The 16,019-nt window shown below is 64.4% G+C and carries 16 protein-coding genes; 10 read left to right on the top strand and 6 right to left on the bottom strand.

Going from position 1 to position 16,019, the window contains the following annotated elements; all coding sequences use genetic code 11:
* Position 1 precedes the first annotated feature (1 nt).
* The 10 genes from tsaD (at position 2) to ACLBKT_RS02875 (ending at position 11,422) form a co-directional block, all read left to right on the top strand.
* Positions 2-1,192: a tRNA (adenosine(37)-N6)-threonylcarbamoyltransferase complex transferase subunit TsaD gene (tsaD, locus tag ACLBKT_RS02920; protein WP_410181478.1), complete on the top strand. Its 1,191-nt coding sequence runs from the start codon at positions 2-4 to the stop codon at positions 1,190-1,192.
* On the top strand, positions 1,189-2,190 hold the full coding sequence (locus ACLBKT_RS02915) for an NAD(P)H-dependent glycerol-3-phosphate dehydrogenase (protein WP_410181477.1): 1,002 nt from the start codon (positions 1,189-1,191) through the stop codon (positions 2,188-2,190). The genes tsaD and ACLBKT_RS02915 overlap by 4 nt, the downstream gene beginning before the upstream one ends.
* Positions 2,172-3,704: a lipopolysaccharide biosynthesis protein gene (locus ACLBKT_RS02910; protein ID WP_410181476.1), complete on the top strand. Its 1,533-nt coding sequence runs from the start codon at positions 2,172-2,174 to the stop codon at positions 3,702-3,704. Before ACLBKT_RS02915 ends, ACLBKT_RS02910 begins: the two co-directional genes overlap by 19 nt.
* Positions 3,705-4,077: 373 nt before the next feature.
* Complete coding sequence (locus ACLBKT_RS02905; RefSeq protein WP_410181475.1) at positions 4,078-5,550, top strand: vWA domain-containing protein; 1,473 nt, start codon at positions 4,078-4,080, stop codon at positions 5,548-5,550.
* An 82-nt stretch (positions 5,551-5,632) separates the two neighbouring features.
* Entirely contained in the window at positions 5,633-6,205 is a 573-nt protein-coding gene (locus ACLBKT_RS02900) for a hypothetical protein (RefSeq protein WP_410181474.1), read from the top strand.
* 72 nt (positions 6,206-6,277) lie between these two features.
* The gene (locus ACLBKT_RS02895; RefSeq protein WP_410181473.1) at positions 6,278-6,634 is read left to right on the top strand and encodes a response regulator; all 357 of its coding nucleotides are present in this window, start codon (positions 6,278-6,280) and stop codon (positions 6,632-6,634) included.
* A gap of 135 nt (positions 6,635-6,769) precedes the next feature.
* Complete coding sequence (locus ACLBKT_RS02890; RefSeq protein ID WP_410183636.1) at positions 6,770-7,945, top strand: acyl-CoA dehydrogenase; 1,176 nt, start codon at positions 6,770-6,772, stop codon at positions 7,943-7,945.
* A 124-nt stretch (positions 7,946-8,069) separates the two neighbouring features.
* Positions 8,070-8,708: a maleylacetoacetate isomerase gene (gene maiA / locus ACLBKT_RS02885; protein ID WP_410181472.1), complete on the top strand. Its 639-nt coding sequence runs from the start codon at positions 8,070-8,072 to the stop codon at positions 8,706-8,708.
* 132 nt (positions 8,709-8,840) lie between these two features.
* The gene (locus ACLBKT_RS02880) at positions 8,841-9,851 is read left to right on the top strand and encodes a fumarylacetoacetate hydrolase family protein (protein ID WP_410181471.1); all 1,011 of its coding nucleotides are present in this window, start codon (positions 8,841-8,843) and stop codon (positions 9,849-9,851) included.
* A 119-nt stretch (positions 9,852-9,970) separates the two neighbouring features.
* Complete coding sequence (locus ACLBKT_RS02875) at positions 9,971-11,422, top strand: NAD-dependent succinate-semialdehyde dehydrogenase (protein WP_410181470.1); 1,452 nt, start codon at positions 9,971-9,973, stop codon at positions 11,420-11,422.
* Here the strand turns inward: ACLBKT_RS02875 and ACLBKT_RS02870 are convergent.
* The 6 genes from ACLBKT_RS02870 to ACLBKT_RS02845 form a co-directional block, all read right to left on the bottom strand.
* Positions 11,419-11,580 carry a hypothetical protein gene (locus ACLBKT_RS02870; RefSeq protein ID WP_410181469.1) on the bottom strand — a complete coding sequence of 54 codons (162 nt, stop codon included), beginning with the start codon at positions 11,578-11,580 and terminating at the stop codon, positions 11,419-11,421. The genes ACLBKT_RS02875 and ACLBKT_RS02870 overlap by 4 nt on opposite strands.
* Positions 11,581-11,685: 105 nt before the next feature.
* The gene (locus ACLBKT_RS02865; RefSeq protein ID WP_410181468.1) at positions 11,686-12,852 is read right to left on the bottom strand and encodes an alpha-hydroxy-acid oxidizing protein; all 1,167 of its coding nucleotides are present in this window, start codon (positions 12,850-12,852) and stop codon (positions 11,686-11,688) included.
* Between the two features lie 69 nt (positions 12,853-12,921).
* A complete protein-coding gene (locus ACLBKT_RS02860) occupies positions 12,922-13,272 on the bottom strand; it encodes a thiol-disulfide oxidoreductase DCC family protein (RefSeq protein ID WP_410181467.1) in 351 nt (116 codons plus the stop codon).
* Positions 13,269-13,403, bottom strand: coding sequence for a DUF2474 domain-containing protein (locus tag ACLBKT_RS02855; RefSeq protein WP_234031976.1), 135 nt, complete (start codon positions 13,401-13,403; stop codon positions 13,269-13,271). The genes ACLBKT_RS02860 and ACLBKT_RS02855 overlap by 4 nt, the downstream gene beginning before the upstream one ends.
* A 34-nt stretch (positions 13,404-13,437) precedes the next feature.
* Positions 13,438-14,433, bottom strand: a complete 996-nt coding sequence (gene cydB / locus ACLBKT_RS02850; RefSeq protein ID WP_410181466.1) for a cytochrome d ubiquinol oxidase subunit II — start codon at positions 14,431-14,433, stop codon at positions 13,438-13,440.
* Entirely contained in the window at positions 14,433-15,887 is a 1,455-nt protein-coding gene (locus ACLBKT_RS02845) for a cytochrome ubiquinol oxidase subunit I (protein WP_410181465.1), read from the bottom strand. Before ACLBKT_RS02845 ends, cydB begins: the two co-directional genes overlap by 1 nt.
* Between the last annotated feature and the right edge of the window lie 132 nt (positions 15,888-16,019).

Here is a 16,019-nt window from a genome sequence, read left to right as displayed (position 1 = left end):
GATGGGATCGGTCACGCACACCTCAGAAGCTGGCTTTGCGCCCCCACTGGTTTTGGGCATCGAATCCAGCTGCGATGAAACCGCCGTCGCGCTGGTGCGCGGCGACGGGACGATTCTGGCGCAGGCGATTGCCAGTCAGGAGGCCGAACACGCGCCCTATGGCGGGGTCGTTCCCGAAATCGCCGCCCGCGCCCATGCCGAACGGCTCGCCCCGATGATCGCGCAGGTGATGGGCGAGGCGGGCCTTGGTCTTGACGATGTCGACGCGATCGCTGCAACAGCCGGGCCCGGACTGATTGGCGGGGTAATGGTCGGTCTGGTGAGCGGCAAGGCGCTGGCGATGGCGTCCGACAAGCCGCTGCTGGCAGTCAACCACCTCGAAGGCCATGCACTATCCCCCCGCTTGGCAGACGCGGGCCTCGCCTTCCCCTACCTTCTGCTCCTGGTGTCCGGCGGGCATTGCCAGATTCTCGCCGTTGAGGGCGTGGGCCAATATCGCCGCCTTGCCACCACCATCGACGATGCGCTGGGCGAGGCGTTTGACAAGACTGCGAAGATCCTCGGCCTCGGCTATCCCGGCGGGCCGGCGGTGGAGCGGCTGGCCTTGGAGGGCGATTCCGAGGCGGTGCCTCTGCCGCGCCCGCTCAAGGGCTCGCCCGAACCGCATTTCTCCTTCGCCGGGCTGAAAAGCGCGGTGCTGCGGGCGAAGGAAAATCAAACCCTCAATCCCGTTCGCGCTGAGCCTGTCGAAGGGCCGTATTTGTCTTCGGAAGGGACAAACGGTGCTTCGACAAGCTCCGCACGAACGGGGAATTATACCGACGCCGATATCGCCGCGAGTTTCCAGCAAGCCGCAGTCGATTGCCTGATCGACCGGCTTGATCAGGCCTTGGAACGGACGGGTCCTTTCCCGGCGCTGGTCGTTGCTGGCGGGGTCGCCGCCAACCGGACCGTCCGCGCCGCCTTGGAAGCCTTTGCCGCCAAGCACGCCATGCACTTTACCGCGCCGCCACTGGCGCTGTGCACCGATAATGCAGCGATGATCGCCTGGGCCGGGTGCGAACGGCTCGCGGCGGAAGGCTGGCAGCCGGGCGCCGCCTTTGCCGGTGACCCGCTCGATTTTCTCGCCCGCCCGCGCTGGCCGCTCGATCCCGCGGCGGAGACGGTGCGCGGCGCTGGAGTAAAGGCATGAGCAAGCCCGCAACTCTGGGCGTCATCGGCGCAGGCGCGTGGGGCACCGCGCTCGCGCAAATGCTCGCCAGTGACGGGCGCGACGTGCTGCTGTGGGCGTTCGAGCCTGAGGTGGTCACCGCGATCAACACCGATCACCGCAATCCGCTCTACCTCCCCTCCGCAACCCTCGCCCCGACTATCCGCGCGACCGGGGATCTGGCCGCGTTTGCCGCGCTTGATACCGTGCTGGTGGTCACACCCGCTCAGGTGCTGGGACGGGTGCTGACCGGCCTGACCACGGCGCCGCGCGATCTGGTGCTGTGCTCCAAGGGGATTGAGGCCGGCACCGGGCGGATGATGTTCGACGTCGCCAGCGAAGCGGCTCCCGGCAGCGCCATTGCCGTGCTTTCCGGCCCGACCTTTGCGCACGAAGTCGCGGCCGGATTGCCGACTGCGGTGACGCTCGCTTGCGATGACGGCGTGGCGCAGTGGGAAAGGCTCGCACCTGCCCTCGCCCGGCCTACCTTCCGACCCTATTATTCGGACGATGTCATTGGCGCGGAGATTGGCGGCGCGGTCAAGAATGTGCTCGCCATCGCCTGCGGGGTGGTGGATGGGCTCGGTCTCGGCCAGAACGCCCGCGCGGCGCTGATCACGCGCGGCTTTGCCGAAATGGCGCGGTTCGGTGCAGCCTATGGCGCCACGTTCGACACCATCGCAGGCCTCTGCGGCCTCGGCGATCTGGTGCTGACCTGCTCGTCCACCTCCAGCCGCAATTTCTCGCTCGGCAAGGCCTTGGGACAGGGGATGAGCGCCGCCGAAGCGCTGGCGGACAAGCGCACCGTGGCCGAAGGCGCGCACACGGCACCCGTGCTCGCGCAGCTCGCGGCGGAACGTGGGATCGAGATGCCGATCACCAGAGCCGTCGCCGATCTGCTCGCCGGAACTCCGGCGCGTGACGTGGTGCAGACGCTGCTCGCGCGTCCGCTCAAGGCCGAATGGGAAGCCGGTGCGTGACCACAGCGGCTGACGATCAGGACGACATCGCCAAGCTGGCAAAGGGCGGGCGCACCAATACGCTGGGCTTTGCGATCCGGCTGATCGCCCGCATCCCCTTTCTTGTCATCGCCACTCGGCTTTACGGAGCGGAGTCGCTGGGGCGCTTTGCCTCGGCGATGGTGGTGATCGAGATTGTCGCGCTGATCTGCTCGCTGGGAGAAAAGCGCGGGTTGGCGCAGCGCCTCTCCGAAGGGGCGGGCGAGAATCGGGAGGCGGAAAGCAATCTCGTCTATGACGGAATCCTGCTGGCGCTCGCCTATTCCGGTGTGGCCGCGCTGCTACTGGTCGCCTTCCCCGAACCGATGTTTCCCAATGGCACCAACAGCCACTGGGATATCTGGCTGGTCGCCACGATCCCCGCCTTTGCCGTCACCGAAATTCTGCTGGCCGCCCAGGCCTATCGTTATGATATCGCCACCATGGTGCGCACCCGCGCGATTGTCGAACCGTGGTCGATTGCCATCGGCGCGGGCGTGTTCTTCTTCATCCCCGCCACCCGCGATGGCGGGCTGGCGCTGGCCTATATCACGTCGATCTATTGCGGACTGCTGTCAGCCCTTTGGCCGTTTCTGCGCGGTTATGGCCTGCCCAAGGGCTGGCGACCGGAGGCCCGCGCTTTGCTCGCCATGTCGTCCCGCGCCTTCCCGCTGGTGGGGGCCGATGCGATCGAGCGCGGCACGCGGCTGCTCGATATCTTCATTCTCGGCTTTTTCGCACCCCCGCAGGCGGTGGGCATCTATTACGCCGCCCAGCAGATCGCATCGCTCCCGCAGAAGCTCAAAACCAGCTTTGAGCCGATTCTTTCTCCGGTCATCACCAAGAACCTGCGCATCGGCAACATGGGGGCCATAGCGGCGCAGGTGCGGCAGGTCGGGTTCTGGATCATCGCGATCCAGTTGGGCATCGCGCTGGTGCTCGGGATGCCGGGCGAGGCGGTGATGGGCCTGTGGGGGCCTGACTATGTCGCGGGCACAGCCGCGCTGGCTTTCCTGCTGGCGGCCGAGGTCGCCGCGTCGATGGCGGTCGTCTCGGAAAGCGTGCTCGTCTACATCGCGAGAAAGCGCAATCTGGCGATTTCGGTAGCAGTGATCGCGCTTCAGGCCGTGCTCACCATCGCGCTGATCGAGGGGGCGGAGGCCTATGGCCTTGGCAAAGGCTTCGAGGCGGCCAGCGCAGCCGGCGCGCTGATGATCGCGCTGGCGATGTCGAGCCTCGTCAAGGCGCTGCTGCTCAAGCATCTGCTCAAAGCGCCTGTCAGCAATTTGCGCTGGGCGCTGGTCTATGCCGCCGCGCCTGCCGTGGTGGTGGGCTATGCCTTTACGTGGCTGCCCGAGTGGATGGAGCTGGTAATCGGCGTGCCCGCGATCCTCGGCACCTATGCGCTGGTGATCTGGCGGCGCGGCTTTGACGACGGGGACAAGGTGCTGTTCCGCAAGCAGGTCGTCCCCGACCCGGCGACCGACCTGCCGTGATTACGCCCCCTTCCCGGGCCTGAGTACACCCACGGCCCGCCCGCGGACGGGCCGCGAGCGCACGCGCGCACGCAAACAGAATTACGTTCAGTCGCTATTCACGGGTCGGCTACGATTTTTCGAACCGCTGGAAGCGCGGGGAGACAAGGTGATGCGAGGAACACGGTTGGTCGCGGCAGTAGCACTGTGCGCGGTGATGACTGGCTGCGCGAAGAACGCGCCCGAGCAGTTGGCCAAGGCCCCGCCGCCGCCCTCGGTTACGGCACCTCCCCCGCCCCCTCCGCCGCCGCCGCCTCCCCCTCCTCCGCCGCCGCCTGCGTCACCCGGTGCCATCGTGGTCACCGGTTCGCAGCGCGTAGCGGATGCGGAGCGAGTGAGCCGCCGTGCAGCCCCCTCCGCCAATGAAGCCGCCTTCTACGCCCCGCCCGTGATGGTGGCGACCGATCCGGGCCGCGAGAAGTATGACAGCAAGGAGGTCTCCCCCGTAAGGCTGACCGCGGCCGAGCCCGTCTCCACCTTCGCGGTCGACGTCGACACCGGAGCCTATGCCAATACCCGGCGGTTCCTGACCCAAGGCATGATGCCGCCCAAGGATGCGGTCCGCACCGAGGAGATGATCAACTATTTCCGCTATGATTACGCGCGGCCCAAGGATCGCAGCCAGCCGTTCAGCGTGACCACCGATGTCGCCAAGACCCCGTGGAACCCCGGCACTTACCTCATGCGCATCGGTTTGCGCGGGTATGATATCGCAGGCGATGAGCGTCCGCCTGCGAACCTCGTCTTCCTGATGGATGTCTCGGGCTCGATGAACTCCCCGGACAAGCTGCCTCTGGTCAAGACCGCGCTGGCCGGCCTTGCGGGAGAGCTTTCGCCCAAGGATACGGTCTCGATCGTCGTCTATGCAGGCGCGGCGGGCATGGTGCTGGAACCCACCAGCGACACCGCCAAGATCCGCCGCGCGCTTGATAGCCTTGCCGCGGGCGGATCAACCGCGGGCGGCGCCGGGATCGAGCTGGCTTACCGCATTGCCGAGGACAACTTCATCAAGGGCGGCGTCAATCGCGTCATCCTGGCCACCGACGGCGATTTCAATGTTGGCGTGTCAGACACCAAGGCGCTGATCGAACTGATCGAGAAGAAGCGCGAAAGCGGCATCACGCTGACCACGTTGGGCTTCGGGCAAGGCAACTACAACGAAGCGATGATGGAGCAGATCGCGAACAAGGGGAATGGCAACTACGCCTATATCGACACCGCCATGGAAGCGAAAAAGGTGCTGGGCGAGGAGATGCAATCCTCTCTCTTCACCATCGCCAAGGACGTGAAAATCCAGGTCGAGTTCAACCCCGCCGTGATCGCACAATACCGCCTCGTGGGTTACGAGAACCGGGCGCTGCGCGAAGAGGATTTCGACAATGATCTGGTCGATGCGGGCGAGATTGGCGCGGGCCATCAGGTGACGGCGATCTATGAAGTGGTCGCGGTCGGCGGCAAGGGCTGGATCGCGCCCCGCCGCTATGAGGACAAGCCTGACGTGGCGGCAACCGCCAGGCTGGCCGAGGCTGCCAACGTCAAACTGCGCTACAAGCTGCCTGATGGCGATACCTCCAAGCTGATCGAGCAAGCGGTACCCTCCGCCGCGTTCACGTCAGCCACGGCGCCCAAAGGCGACTTTGCCTTTGCCGCCGCAGTCGCGGCTTACGGTCAGGTCTTGCGCGGGGACGAGATGATGCTGGGCTTCGGCTTTGACGACATCGGGAAACTCGCAGGCAGTCAGGACAATTTCTGGCGGCAGGAGTTCCTGCAATTGAACCAGCAGGCCGCCAGCATGAAGGGCGGCTGATCGCAGGGGCCTCGGCGAAGCGGGACGAGGCTGCTAGAGCGCATCGCCGCAACGTCATGATTCGCTTGGGAGCAAAAGCGCCATGTCCCCTGACCTTATGAATTATCTGCCGCTGATCCTGCTCGGTCTGGTGGCGCTGGTGCTGGCCGTGTGGATCCTCGCCCGCCTCAGCCGCAAGGCTCGCGTGATCGAGGACGAAAGCGGCAGCCCCCTTGCCCGCGATGTGCTGGAAGACGGCGCAGCCCCTGCGGCGCGCAATCAGGCGCTGATCGATGCGCCGCGTTCGATCGCAATCATTCAGGGCGCAACGTCGGCCGCCGCGAATAGTCAGGCGGTCGCCGCAGCGACGGTGGAAACCGATGCCGAGGCTGGCCCCGCCATCACCCCGACGGTGAGCCCACCTTCCGCCGGGGCCGCTGACGATCTGACGCGCATCAAGGGCCTCGGCCCCAAACTGGCCGCGCTGCTGGGCGAACTCGGGGTTCGCAGCTTTGCCCAGATCGCCGCATGGCAGCCTGCCGATATCGAGCGGATCGACGCCCAGCTTGGCCGTTTCGCCGGTCGCATCACGCGGGATCAGTGGGTCGAGCAGGCACAATTGCTGGCTGCGGGAGACGAAAACGCATTTGCAGCACAATTCGGCCGCACTGGATAATATTGCGCAAGGTTGACGTCCAATCCGTGATACACTTCGATTTGTGGGAGTCGGAGAAGCGGGAGAGGGTCAATGGTTTTGCGGATCTTGGTGGCCGAAGACGAGTTCATTACTGGATTTGATCTGTGCGACACTTTTGAAGAAGCCGGGTACGAGGTTGAAGGGCCGCACGCCGGAATTTCCTCGGCCATGCTGGCCTGCCAGAAGGAAAGGCCTGATCTGGCGATCCTCGACATCGAACTGGCCGATGGCCTGACCTTTGAGCTGGCGCAGAAGCTGCTCGATGACAATGTGCCGGTGATCCTCCATTCCGAACGGCATTCGGCGACGGAAGTCGCAGCCCGCTTTCCCGGCGCGACGACGCTGGCCAAACCCTGCCCTCCGGCGATGCTGCTCGAAACTGTCAGCCGGGTGATTGCCCCGGCCTGACCGAATGCTCTCTCACTGCTGGCCCCGCCCCTCTTGCCCCGGCCTGCCAAGCCTGCAAAGGCTGGTAACAACAAGATAAGCAGGAGCATGCCCGTGCACGGCACCACCAACACGCCTTCCCGGGCGGATTCGCGAATGGCCCCGTTCAACTGGGAAGACCCGTTCGACCTGGAAAGCCAGTTGACCGAGGAAGAGCGGATGATCCGCGACGCCGCGCACGGCTTTGCGCAGAGCGAACTTCAGCCGCGGGTGATCGATGCCTTCCGCGAGGAAATCGACGCGCCCGAGCTGTTTCCGCTGATGGGGCAGGCCGGGCTGCTGGGCGCGACCATTCCCGAAGAATTCGGCGGGGCGGGCGCAGGCTATGTCGCCTATGGGCTGATCGCCCGCGAGATCGAGCGGGTGGATAGCGGCTACCGCTCGATGGCGAGCGTGCAGTCGAGCCTCGTGATGCATCCGATCTACGCGTACGGATCGGAAGAACAGCGCCGCCAATATCTCCCCGGCCTGGCCGCTGGCACGCTGATCGGCTGCTTCGGCTTGACCGAACCCGATGCGGGCTCCGACCCGGCGGGGATGAAGACATGGGCGAAGAAGGACGGTGATGATTACGTCATCTCCGGCAGCAAGACCTGGATCAGCAACGCGCCCTTCGCCGATGTTTTCGTGGTCTGGGCCAAGTCCGAAGAACACGGCGGCGCGATCCGCGGCTTCGTGCTGGAAAAGGGCATGGCCGGGCTGTCAGCGCCCAAGATCAAGGGCAAGATCAGTCTTCGCGCCTCGACCACCGGCATGATCATGATGGATGAGGTGCGGGTGCCCTCCTCGGCCTTGCTCCCCAATGTTGAAGGGCTCAAGGGCCCGTTCGGCTGCCTCAACCGCGCGCGATACGGCATTTCGTGGGGCGCGATGGGCGCGGCGGAGTTCTGCCTCCACGCTGCGCGTCAATACGGGCTGGACCGACACCAGTTCGGCCGTCCGCTGGCCGCCACCCAGCTGTTCCAGAAGAAGCTCGCCGACATGATGAGCGACATTGCGCTGGGCCTTCAGGCTTCGCTCCGCGTTGGCCGGTTGATCGACGAGGGCCGGTTTGCTCCCGACATGATCTCGATCGTGAAGCGCAACAATGTCGGCAAGGCGCTCGATATTGCCCGGCAGGCGCGCGACATGCATGGCGGCAACGGGATTTCCGAGGAGTATCAGGTGATCCGCCACATGGTGAACCTCGAAACGGTCAACACCTATGAAGGCACGCATGATGTCCACGCGCTGATCCTGGGCCGCGCGATCACGGGGATTGCGGCGTTCTGATGCAGGGCATCGTCAGTGCAAGGAGCGACGCGACGAAGCAATCCATGGACTATGCTTGCACAGCCGAACGGGCCATGGATTGCCGCTCGTCTGCGCCGCTCGCAATGACGGAGGATAGGCACCCATGAAGCTCTACGGCTACTTCCGCAGTTCCACATCCTACCGCCTGCGGATTGCGCTCAACCTCAAAGGCCTCGCCTTCGAGAACGTGCCGGTCAATCTGGTGACAGCGGAAAACAAGGACGAGGCCTTCACCAGCCGCAACCCATTCGGCTCGCTGCCGATGCTGGAGGCAGATGGGCGTGACCGGGCGCAGTCGATGGCGCTGCTTGAATGGCTGGATGAGGCCTATCCCGAGCCGCAGTTCCTGCCTGCCGATATCGAGGCGCGCTACACGGTGCGCGAACTCGCCTACGGGATCGCGACAGAGATTCACGCGGTCAACAATCTGCCAGTGCTGAAATATCTGAAAGACCCGCTCGGCCATACGCAGGACGAAATCGACACATGGTATCGCCACTGGCTGGCGCGCACGCTGAACCCGGTTGAAGCGCGTCTGGCGCAGCTTGGTGCGGGCGATTTTCTCCACGGTGACGCGCCCGGCCTGTTCGAGATCGTGCTGATTCCGCAGCTCGCGAATGCACGGCGGTTCAACTACGATCTGACGAACAGCCCGCACATGACCCGAATTGAGGCCGCCTGCCTTGCCCTGCCCGCCTTTGCAGCGGCGCATCCTGACAAGCAGGTGGATGCGCCGCAATGAGGCCCGTTACACCCACCTCCGTCATCCTGAACTCGTTTCAGGATCCATGTCCCCTCTCGCACCGACGCCGCGAGCCGAAGGATGGATGCTGAAACAAGTTCAGCATGACGAAGGCAAAAGAAGGAAAACCGAATGAAACTTGCAACCCTCAACGATGGCACGCGCGACGGGCGACTGGTGGTGGTGTCGAAAGACCTCACCCGCTGCTGTGCTGCCGGCTATATCGCGCCGACCCTGCAAGCCGCGCTTGATGATTGGGAGCGGATCGCGCCGGAGCTTGAACTGCTCGCTCGCGATGTCGAGCATGAAGCGGTGCCGTGCGAACGGTTCCACGAGCGGCAGGCGCATTCCCCCCTGCCGCGCGCCTACCAGTGGGCCGATGGCAGCGCTTACATCAACCATGTCGAGCTGGTGCGTCAGGCGCGGGACGCAACCGTCCCCGCAAGCTTCTACCACGATCCGCTGATGTATCAGGGCGGATCGGACTCCTTCCTGCGGCCGCGGCAGGACATTCCGCTGGGCGATCCGGCCTGGGGCTGCGACATGGAGGGTGAGATCGCCTGCATCACCGATGATGTGCCGATGGGCGTGTCTGCGGAAGAGGCAGCGCGCCACATCAAGCTGCTGATGCTGGTGAACGATGTCTCTCTGCGGGGCCTGATCCCGGCGGAACTGGAAAAGGGCTTCGGCTTCTTCCAGTCCAAGCCCGCGAGTGCTTTCTCGCCGGTTGCCGTGACCCCGGACGAACTCGGCGAGGCCTGGGCTGACTCTCTGATCCATCTGCCGCTGATGGTCGATCTCAACGGTCAGCCATTCGGACGGGCGAATGCGGGCAAGGATGCGACCTTCAACCTCGCCCAACTCGTCGCCCATGCGGCCAAGACCCGCAACCTGAGCGCCGGAACGATCATCGGCACCGGCACGATCTCGAACAAGGGCGCCGATGGCGGCCCCGGCCAGCCGGTCGCAGAGGGCGGCGCGGGCTATTCCTGCATCGCCGAAATCCGCATGATCGAAACCATTCGCGACGGCGCGGCCAAAACGCCGTTCATGCAAGTGGGGGACACGTTACGGATTGAAATGCGTGACGCGCACAACCACTCGATCTTCGGGGCGATCGAACAGCATGTTGTGGCCGTCTAGCCTTCTTCAAGCCCTTGCCAGAACCCGGCTGAACCCCATCTGGGCCACCACCAGCGCGCCGTCGCGGCGATGTTTTGCGTGGAACATTTCTGCGCGCCCGAACCATCAGGAACTGACCGATGACCGACTACCCCACCCTCAAGATGTTCATCAATGGCGACTGGATCGAAGCCGGCGAGGCAGGCACGATGGAGGTGGTCAACCCCGCCACCGGCGCGGTGATTGGTCAGTGCCCCAAGGCCTCACCCGCCCAGCTCGATGCGGCGCTGAAGGCGGCGGACGATGCCTTTGCGAGCTGGAGCCGCACCTCGGGGGCGGAGCGTTATGCGATCCTGCGCCGCGCCGCTGACCTGCTGCGCGAACGCGCGCCAGTGATCGCCCGGGTGGTGACCGCCGAAATGGGCAAGCCCCGCGCACAGGCCATCGGCGAGATCACCTCATCCTGCGACGTGATCGACTTTCTCGGCGAAGAAGCGAAGCGGCGCGGCGGGCGCCTGATCCCGACACGCGGTGCGGCGCTGATCGCGCAGATGGTGACGCATGAACCGATTGGCCCCGCTGTGCTGCTCACCCCGTGGAATTTCCCGATCAATCTGCCGGTCAAGAAGATCGCCGGTGCCTTGGCGGCAGGCTGCACCGCGATCCTCAAGCCTGCGGAAAACACCCCGGGCGCGGCGCAACTGCTGGTCGAGTGCTTCGTCGATGCAGGCGTGCCAAGGGGTGTGCTGAACCTCGTCCATGGCGATCCCGGCCCGGTGTCCCAACACCTCATCGCCTCGCCCGTCACCCGCAAGGTGAGCTTCACTGGATCGACCGCCGTCGGCAAGCAATTGGGTGCGCTGGCAGCGACGCACATGAAGCGCTTCACCCCGGAACTGGGCGGCCATGCCCCGGTGATCGTCAGCAAGCATGCCGACCTTGAACGCGCGGTGGCAATGTGCGTCAGCACCAAGTTCCGCAATGCTGGACAGGTCTGCGTCTCGCCCACCCGGTTCCTGGTGGCGCGCGAGGTTTACGACCGCTTCGTCGCCGAATTTGCTGCCGTTGCGAGCAAGTTGAAGGTTGGCGATCCGGGCGCGGATGAAAGCGTCGACATGGGTCCGCTCGCCCACAGTCGCCGGATTGCAGCCATGGAGCAGGTCGTGGCCGACGCGGGCGGGAATCGCGGCGAAGTCGTGACAGGTGGCTCCGTCATCACCGGCAGCGGATTCTTCTTCCAGCCGACCGTGATCGCCAATCCCTCGCCCGACAGCCGGTTCATGACCGAAGAACCCTTTGGCCCCATCGCCGGGATCGTGCCGTTCGATGCGATCGAGGACGCGGTCGGGATCGCCAATAGCCTGCGCTATGGCCTTGCCGCCTATGCCTTCTCGGGCGATCTGGACGAAGCCCATTATCTCGGTCGGGCGCTGCGCGCAGGCATGGTCGGGATCAACCAGCTGATTGTGTCTTCGCCCGAAACCCCGTTCGGCGGGATCGGCGACAGCGGGTTCGGATCGGAAGGCGGCGAGGAAGGCTACCTCGCCTTTACCGATACCAAGCTGGTCATGCTGGCCAAGTCTGGCGGTTAAGCGCGCAGGTTCTTCCAGACGATCCGCGAGAGTAACGACTTGCGCTGCTCAATCGGCTGGATCTGGCCATAGCTTGCCTGCCGCGACTGTTCATCCTGCAAGCAAACCGTGCGTCGCATCCGATCTGGCCGGCTCGACCAAATAGTTGGTTTTTCCATGTCGTGCGTCCCCGAATGGCGTGTTGTTATATCGCAATGGATAGCATAATTTCCCTTCATAAATAGAGTCTTAATGCAGTCGCGGGTGAGAATATTCAGCATGGCCTAGGCTGTGGTGCGACGAACTCCGGCGGCGCGAACGTCGGCGAGCGTCGGATAGCCGTTCACCGCCATCAGCAGGTCCGCCTCGGCCAGGATCGAGCGCAGCACCCAAGCCGCACCCTCAGCCCCGCCCAGCGCGAGGCCGTAAGTGTAGGGCCGCCCCACGCCAACCGCCCGCGCGCCCATTGCCAAGGCCTTGACGGCATCAGAGCCGGAACGAATGCCGCTGTCGAACAGCACCGGCGTATCGCCAGCAGCTGTCACCACATCCTCCAGCAGATCGATGGTCGCAATCCCGCCATTGGCCTGCCGCCCGCCGTGGTTCGAACAGTAGACCGCATCCGCGCCGCAATCGACTGCGCGGCGGGCGTCGTCGGGATGGCAGATGCCCTTGAGCACGATGGGCAGCTTTGTCACCGACTTGAACCACGCCATGTCGTCCCAGGTCAGCACCTGCCCGAAGGTCGCCGCCCAGGTGAAGATCGCCGCCGCCGGGTCCTCCTCGGGCGGACGCGCCAGCAGCGAGCGGAAGACCGGGTCGGTGAAGTAGTTCTGCAAGACCTTGCCGCGCAGCTGCGGGAAGTTCGAGGCGTTGAGGTCCCGCGGCCGCCAGCCCGTCACCCAGGTATCGAGTGTCACCACCAGCGCTGTGTAGCCCGCGTCCTCGGCGCGGCGGATCAGGCTTTCCGCCAGTTCGCGGTTCTTGGGTGTGTAGAGCTGGAACCACGCGGGCGTCTCCCCGCAGGCGGCCTTCACATCTTCCATCGGGTCATTCGCCAGCGTCGAAGCGCAGAACGGCACCCCCGTCAGCGCCGAGGCGCGTGCGGCGGCCATGTCCCCATGGCGATCTTGCGTCGCCTCTCCGTTCAAGCCGATGGGGGCCATGAACAGCGGCGTGGGATACGTGTGGCCGAACAGTTCGATGCTGAGATTACGCACCGAACAATCGACCATCATGCGCGGCACCATCCCCCAGTGGTGGAAGGCCGACGCATTGCTGTTCTGCGTATGCTCATCACCGCAACCGCCGGCGACATAATTGGTGAGACCCGGCCCCAGCGCTTCATGCGCCCGCATTTCGAGGGTGGCGAAATCGACCGGCCAGGTCGGCAGGATGCCGCGCAAACCGGCGTTGTAGATTTCGTTCTGCATCGCGCCGAAATTGCTCATGGCGGCTGATCTCTCCCGTTGTTTAGGGGAACAGATCAGACGATCCGCGGATGCAGGGCAAGCGGTTTTCTAGGCGAAGAAGCGTTGCAGGCGTGGGCGAACCTTGAGGAAGCGCAGGTAAGCGGCCTCCAGAACCCGCAACACAAAGCCATTGCGCGCCGCCAGCCCCAGCGGACGCAGCAACGGGATTGCGCGCCACATGGCCGCAAAGGCCGCCGCTCCGCTATAGATCACGCCGCCTTCTTCGGCATGGAAACGCGCAAGCAGTTGCGCGCGATCAATCGGGCAGGAGGGGTCGGCCCCGCTCGCGACATCAGCGAAGGTGATCGCTCCGCGCTTGTCGAGCCGCCGCATCAGCGCGATCTCACGCCGGCATAAGGGGCAGGCACCGTCGAACCAGACCTTGACCGTACCGCTCAAGGCGCGATCCACAGCCGGATGACATAGGCCACAGCGCCAAGCACAGCCACGCTCGCCGCCCAGATGCCCGCCATCCACAGCAAGCGCTGCCATAGCGGCTTTTCAGGTTCCAGTTCCGGCGGGGCGAGCATTAGTGTTGTCCTGCCGCTGCGCTGCTTGAGGACATCAGTGGTACCCCTCGGCACCAACCTTGCCGCGGAACACCCAATAGGCCCACACGGTATAGGCGATGATCAACGGCAAGGTCAGTGCGACGCCAACCAGCATGAATTCCTGACTCCGCTCAGGCGCGGCGGCGTCCCAGATCGTGATCGAGGGCGGCACGACATTGGGCCAGATGGTGACCCCCAGCCCGCTCATGCCCAGGAAGAACAACGCAATCGCCAGCCAGAACGGTGCCGAATTGCCCGCCCCCCGGATCGTCCGGATCAGAGTGATTGCCACCAGCGCCGTCACAATCGGCACGGGTGCGACCCAATAGACCTCGGGCGCGGACAGCCAGTGCGCGGCATATTCGGGGTTGAGCGTGATGTTGTAGAGGCTCACCGCGCCCATCAGGACGATGGTCGCAAGCGCGGCCCGAAAGGCGACATAGCGCGCGTGCGCCTGCACCCCGCCGTCGAGCTTCCAGATCAGCCAGGTACTGCCGAGCAACGCGTAGCCCGCAACCGTGCCAAGCCCGGTGAGGAAGGTGTAAGGCGTCAGCCAATCCCACCAGCTGCCCGCATAGGCCCGGCCGTCAACCTCGATCCCTTGCAGCAGCGCGCCAAGGATCATCCCCTGCGACATCGCTGCGACCAGCGAGCCGCCGAAGAACGCCAGGTCCCAGAACTTCTCATGGGCCGGATCGCGCCAGCGATATTCGAACGCGACACCGCGGAACACCAGGCCGAGCAGCATCGCGATGATCAGCGGATAGGTCGCAGGCAGGATCACCGCATAGGCCAGCGGAAAGGCGGCAAACAGCCCCCCGCCGCCCAGCACCAGCCACGTCTCATTCCCGTCCCACACCGGCGCGATCGAGTTCATCGCCCGGTTGCGGCCATGCCCGACTCTGAAGGTCGGAAACAGAATGCCGATCCCGAGGTCGAAGCCGTCCATCACCACATAGGCGAAGACCGCAAAGGCGATGATGAAGGCCCAGATGACGGTGAGGTCCATCACACCGGCTCCTTTTCAGAAGGCGCTTCGGTGGGCAGCGGCTCGTCGCCCCCGGGGTTCTGCGTCGGGCCCGGGGTAATCCCGGCGGTACGGATCGGCCCGTCAATCTCGCCCTTGATGCCGCTCTCACCGGCATGGGGCGGTTTGCCCATCAGTTTGAGAATATACCACACGCCGATGCCGAAGACCGTGAAATAGACGAGCACAAACGCCAGCAGCGAGGCAGCAACCGCAGGCGCGTCGAGAGGGCTGGCGGCATCGGCTGTCCGCAGCACGCCGTAAATCACATAGGGCTGGCGGCCGACTTCGGTGGTGATCCATCCGGCCAGCACGGCGGCAAAGCCAGACGGCCCCATCAACACGGCGGCACGGTGAAGCCACGGCATGTCATAGAGCCGCCTGCGCGCCCGGCCCCACAGGCTCCAAAGCCCGATGCCAAGCATCGCAAAGCCAATGCCGACCATCACACGGAAACTCCAGAACACGGTGCCGACCGGCGGCTCCTCGTCATCGGGGATCGTGTCGAGACCGGCCATCGGCGCGTTCAGATCATGCTTGAGGATCAGCGAGGATGCCTTGGGAATCTCGATCGCATAACGCACCGTCTTGGCTTCGCTGTCGGGAATGCCGAACAGGATCAGCGGCGCGCCCTCGGGGTGCGACTGATAATGGCCCTCCATCGCCATCACCTTGGCCGGCTGATGTTCGAGCGTGTTGAGGCCGTGCATGTCGCCCGCGAAAATCTGCAAGGGCGTCACGATCGCGGCCATCCACATCGCCATCGAGAACATCGTGCGCGCGTGCGGATTGGCTTTGTCCTTGAGCAGGTGCCACGCGCCGACTGCACCGACCACGAAAGCGGTCGTCAGATAGGCCGCCATCACAGTGTGGACGAGGCGGTAAGGGAAGCTCGGATTGAAGACGATCTCCCACCAATTGGGGCCGGGCAGGAACTGGCCATTCGCGCCCATCTCGTACCCCGTGGGGGTCTGCATCCAGCTGTTGACGCTGAGGATCCAAAACGCCGAAACGAACGTCCCCAGCGCCACCATCAGCGTCGCAGCAAAGTGCAGCTTCTTGCCGACCTTCTCCATCCCGAACAGCATCACGCCAAGGAAGCCTGCTTCGAGGAAGAAGGCGGTCAGCACCTCATAAGCCATCAGCGGCCCGATCACCGGCCCCGCCTTGTCAGAGAATACCGCCCAGTTGGTCCCAAACTGGTAGGACATGACGATGCCGGAGACGACACCCATCGCAAAGGCAATCGCGAAGATCTTCAGCCAATACTTGAACAGGTCATGATAAACCGGCTTGCCGGTCTTCAGCCACAGCCCCTCGAGCACCGCAAGGTAGCTCGCCAACCCGATCGAAAAGGCCGGGAAGAAGAAGTGGAAGCTGACAGTAAACGCGAACTGGATGCGCGCAAGCAGCAGAGCGTCGAGGTTATCAAGCATGATCAGCAGCTAATCCCTTGGCGGCGCCGATCAATTGCTTTTGGCGCAACGGAGATACGGTTTGAGGGCAAAAGGGTTGCAGCGCCGGGCGAATTGGCGGCCAAAGGATGAAGGCGTCCGGCCATTCGCGGC

Origin of the sequence: Erythrobacter sp. W302b, assembly GCF_046452395.1 — a bacterium.
In the GTDB taxonomy this organism is placed as follows: Bacteria; Pseudomonadota; Alphaproteobacteria; order Sphingomonadales; family Sphingomonadaceae; genus Erythrobacter.
Note: the sequence above shows the minus strand (reverse complement) of the source record. Positions and strands in the feature narration are given on the sequence as shown.

Coding starts and splice junctions, on each gene's coding strand:
- tsaD (WP_410181478.1), top strand. CDS start 2: ATGGGATCGGTCACGCACACCTCAGAAGCTGGCTTTGCGCCCCCACTG.
- ACLBKT_RS02915 (WP_410181477.1), top strand. CDS start 1,189: ATGAGCAAGCCCGCAACTCTGGGCGTCATCGGCGCAGGCGCGTGGGGC.
- ACLBKT_RS02910 (WP_410181476.1), top strand. CDS start 2,172: ATGGGAAGCCGGTGCGTGACCACAGCGGCTGACGATCAGGACGACATC.
- ACLBKT_RS02900 (WP_410181474.1), top strand. CDS start 5,633: ATGTCCCCTGACCTTATGAATTATCTGCCGCTGATCCTGCTCGGTCTG.
- ACLBKT_RS02895 (WP_410181473.1), top strand. CDS start 6,278: ATGGTTTTGCGGATCTTGGTGGCCGAAGACGAGTTCATTACTGGATTT.
- ACLBKT_RS02890 (WP_410183636.1), top strand. CDS start 6,770: ATGGCCCCGTTCAACTGGGAAGACCCGTTCGACCTGGAAAGCCAGTTG.
- maiA (WP_410181472.1), top strand. CDS start 8,070: ATGAAGCTCTACGGCTACTTCCGCAGTTCCACATCCTACCGCCTGCGG.
- ACLBKT_RS02880 (WP_410181471.1), top strand. CDS start 8,841: ATGAAACTTGCAACCCTCAACGATGGCACGCGCGACGGGCGACTGGTG.
- ACLBKT_RS02875 (WP_410181470.1), top strand. CDS start 9,971: ATGACCGACTACCCCACCCTCAAGATGTTCATCAATGGCGACTGGATC.
- ACLBKT_RS02870 (WP_410181469.1), bottom strand. CDS start 11,580: ATGGAAAAACCAACTATTTGGTCGAGCCGGCCAGATCGGATGCGACGC.
- ACLBKT_RS02865 (WP_410181468.1), bottom strand. CDS start 12,852: ATGAGCAATTTCGGCGCGATGCAGAACGAAATCTACAACGCCGGTTTG.
- ACLBKT_RS02855 (WP_234031976.1), bottom strand. CDS start 13,403: ATGCTCGCCCCGCCGGAACTGGAACCTGAAAAGCCGCTATGGCAGCGC.
- cydB (WP_410181466.1), bottom strand. CDS start 14,433: ATGGACCTCACCGTCATCTGGGCCTTCATCATCGCCTTTGCGGTCTTC.
- ACLBKT_RS02845 (WP_410181465.1), bottom strand. CDS start 15,887: ATGCTTGATAACCTCGACGCTCTGCTGCTTGCGCGCATCCAGTTCGCG.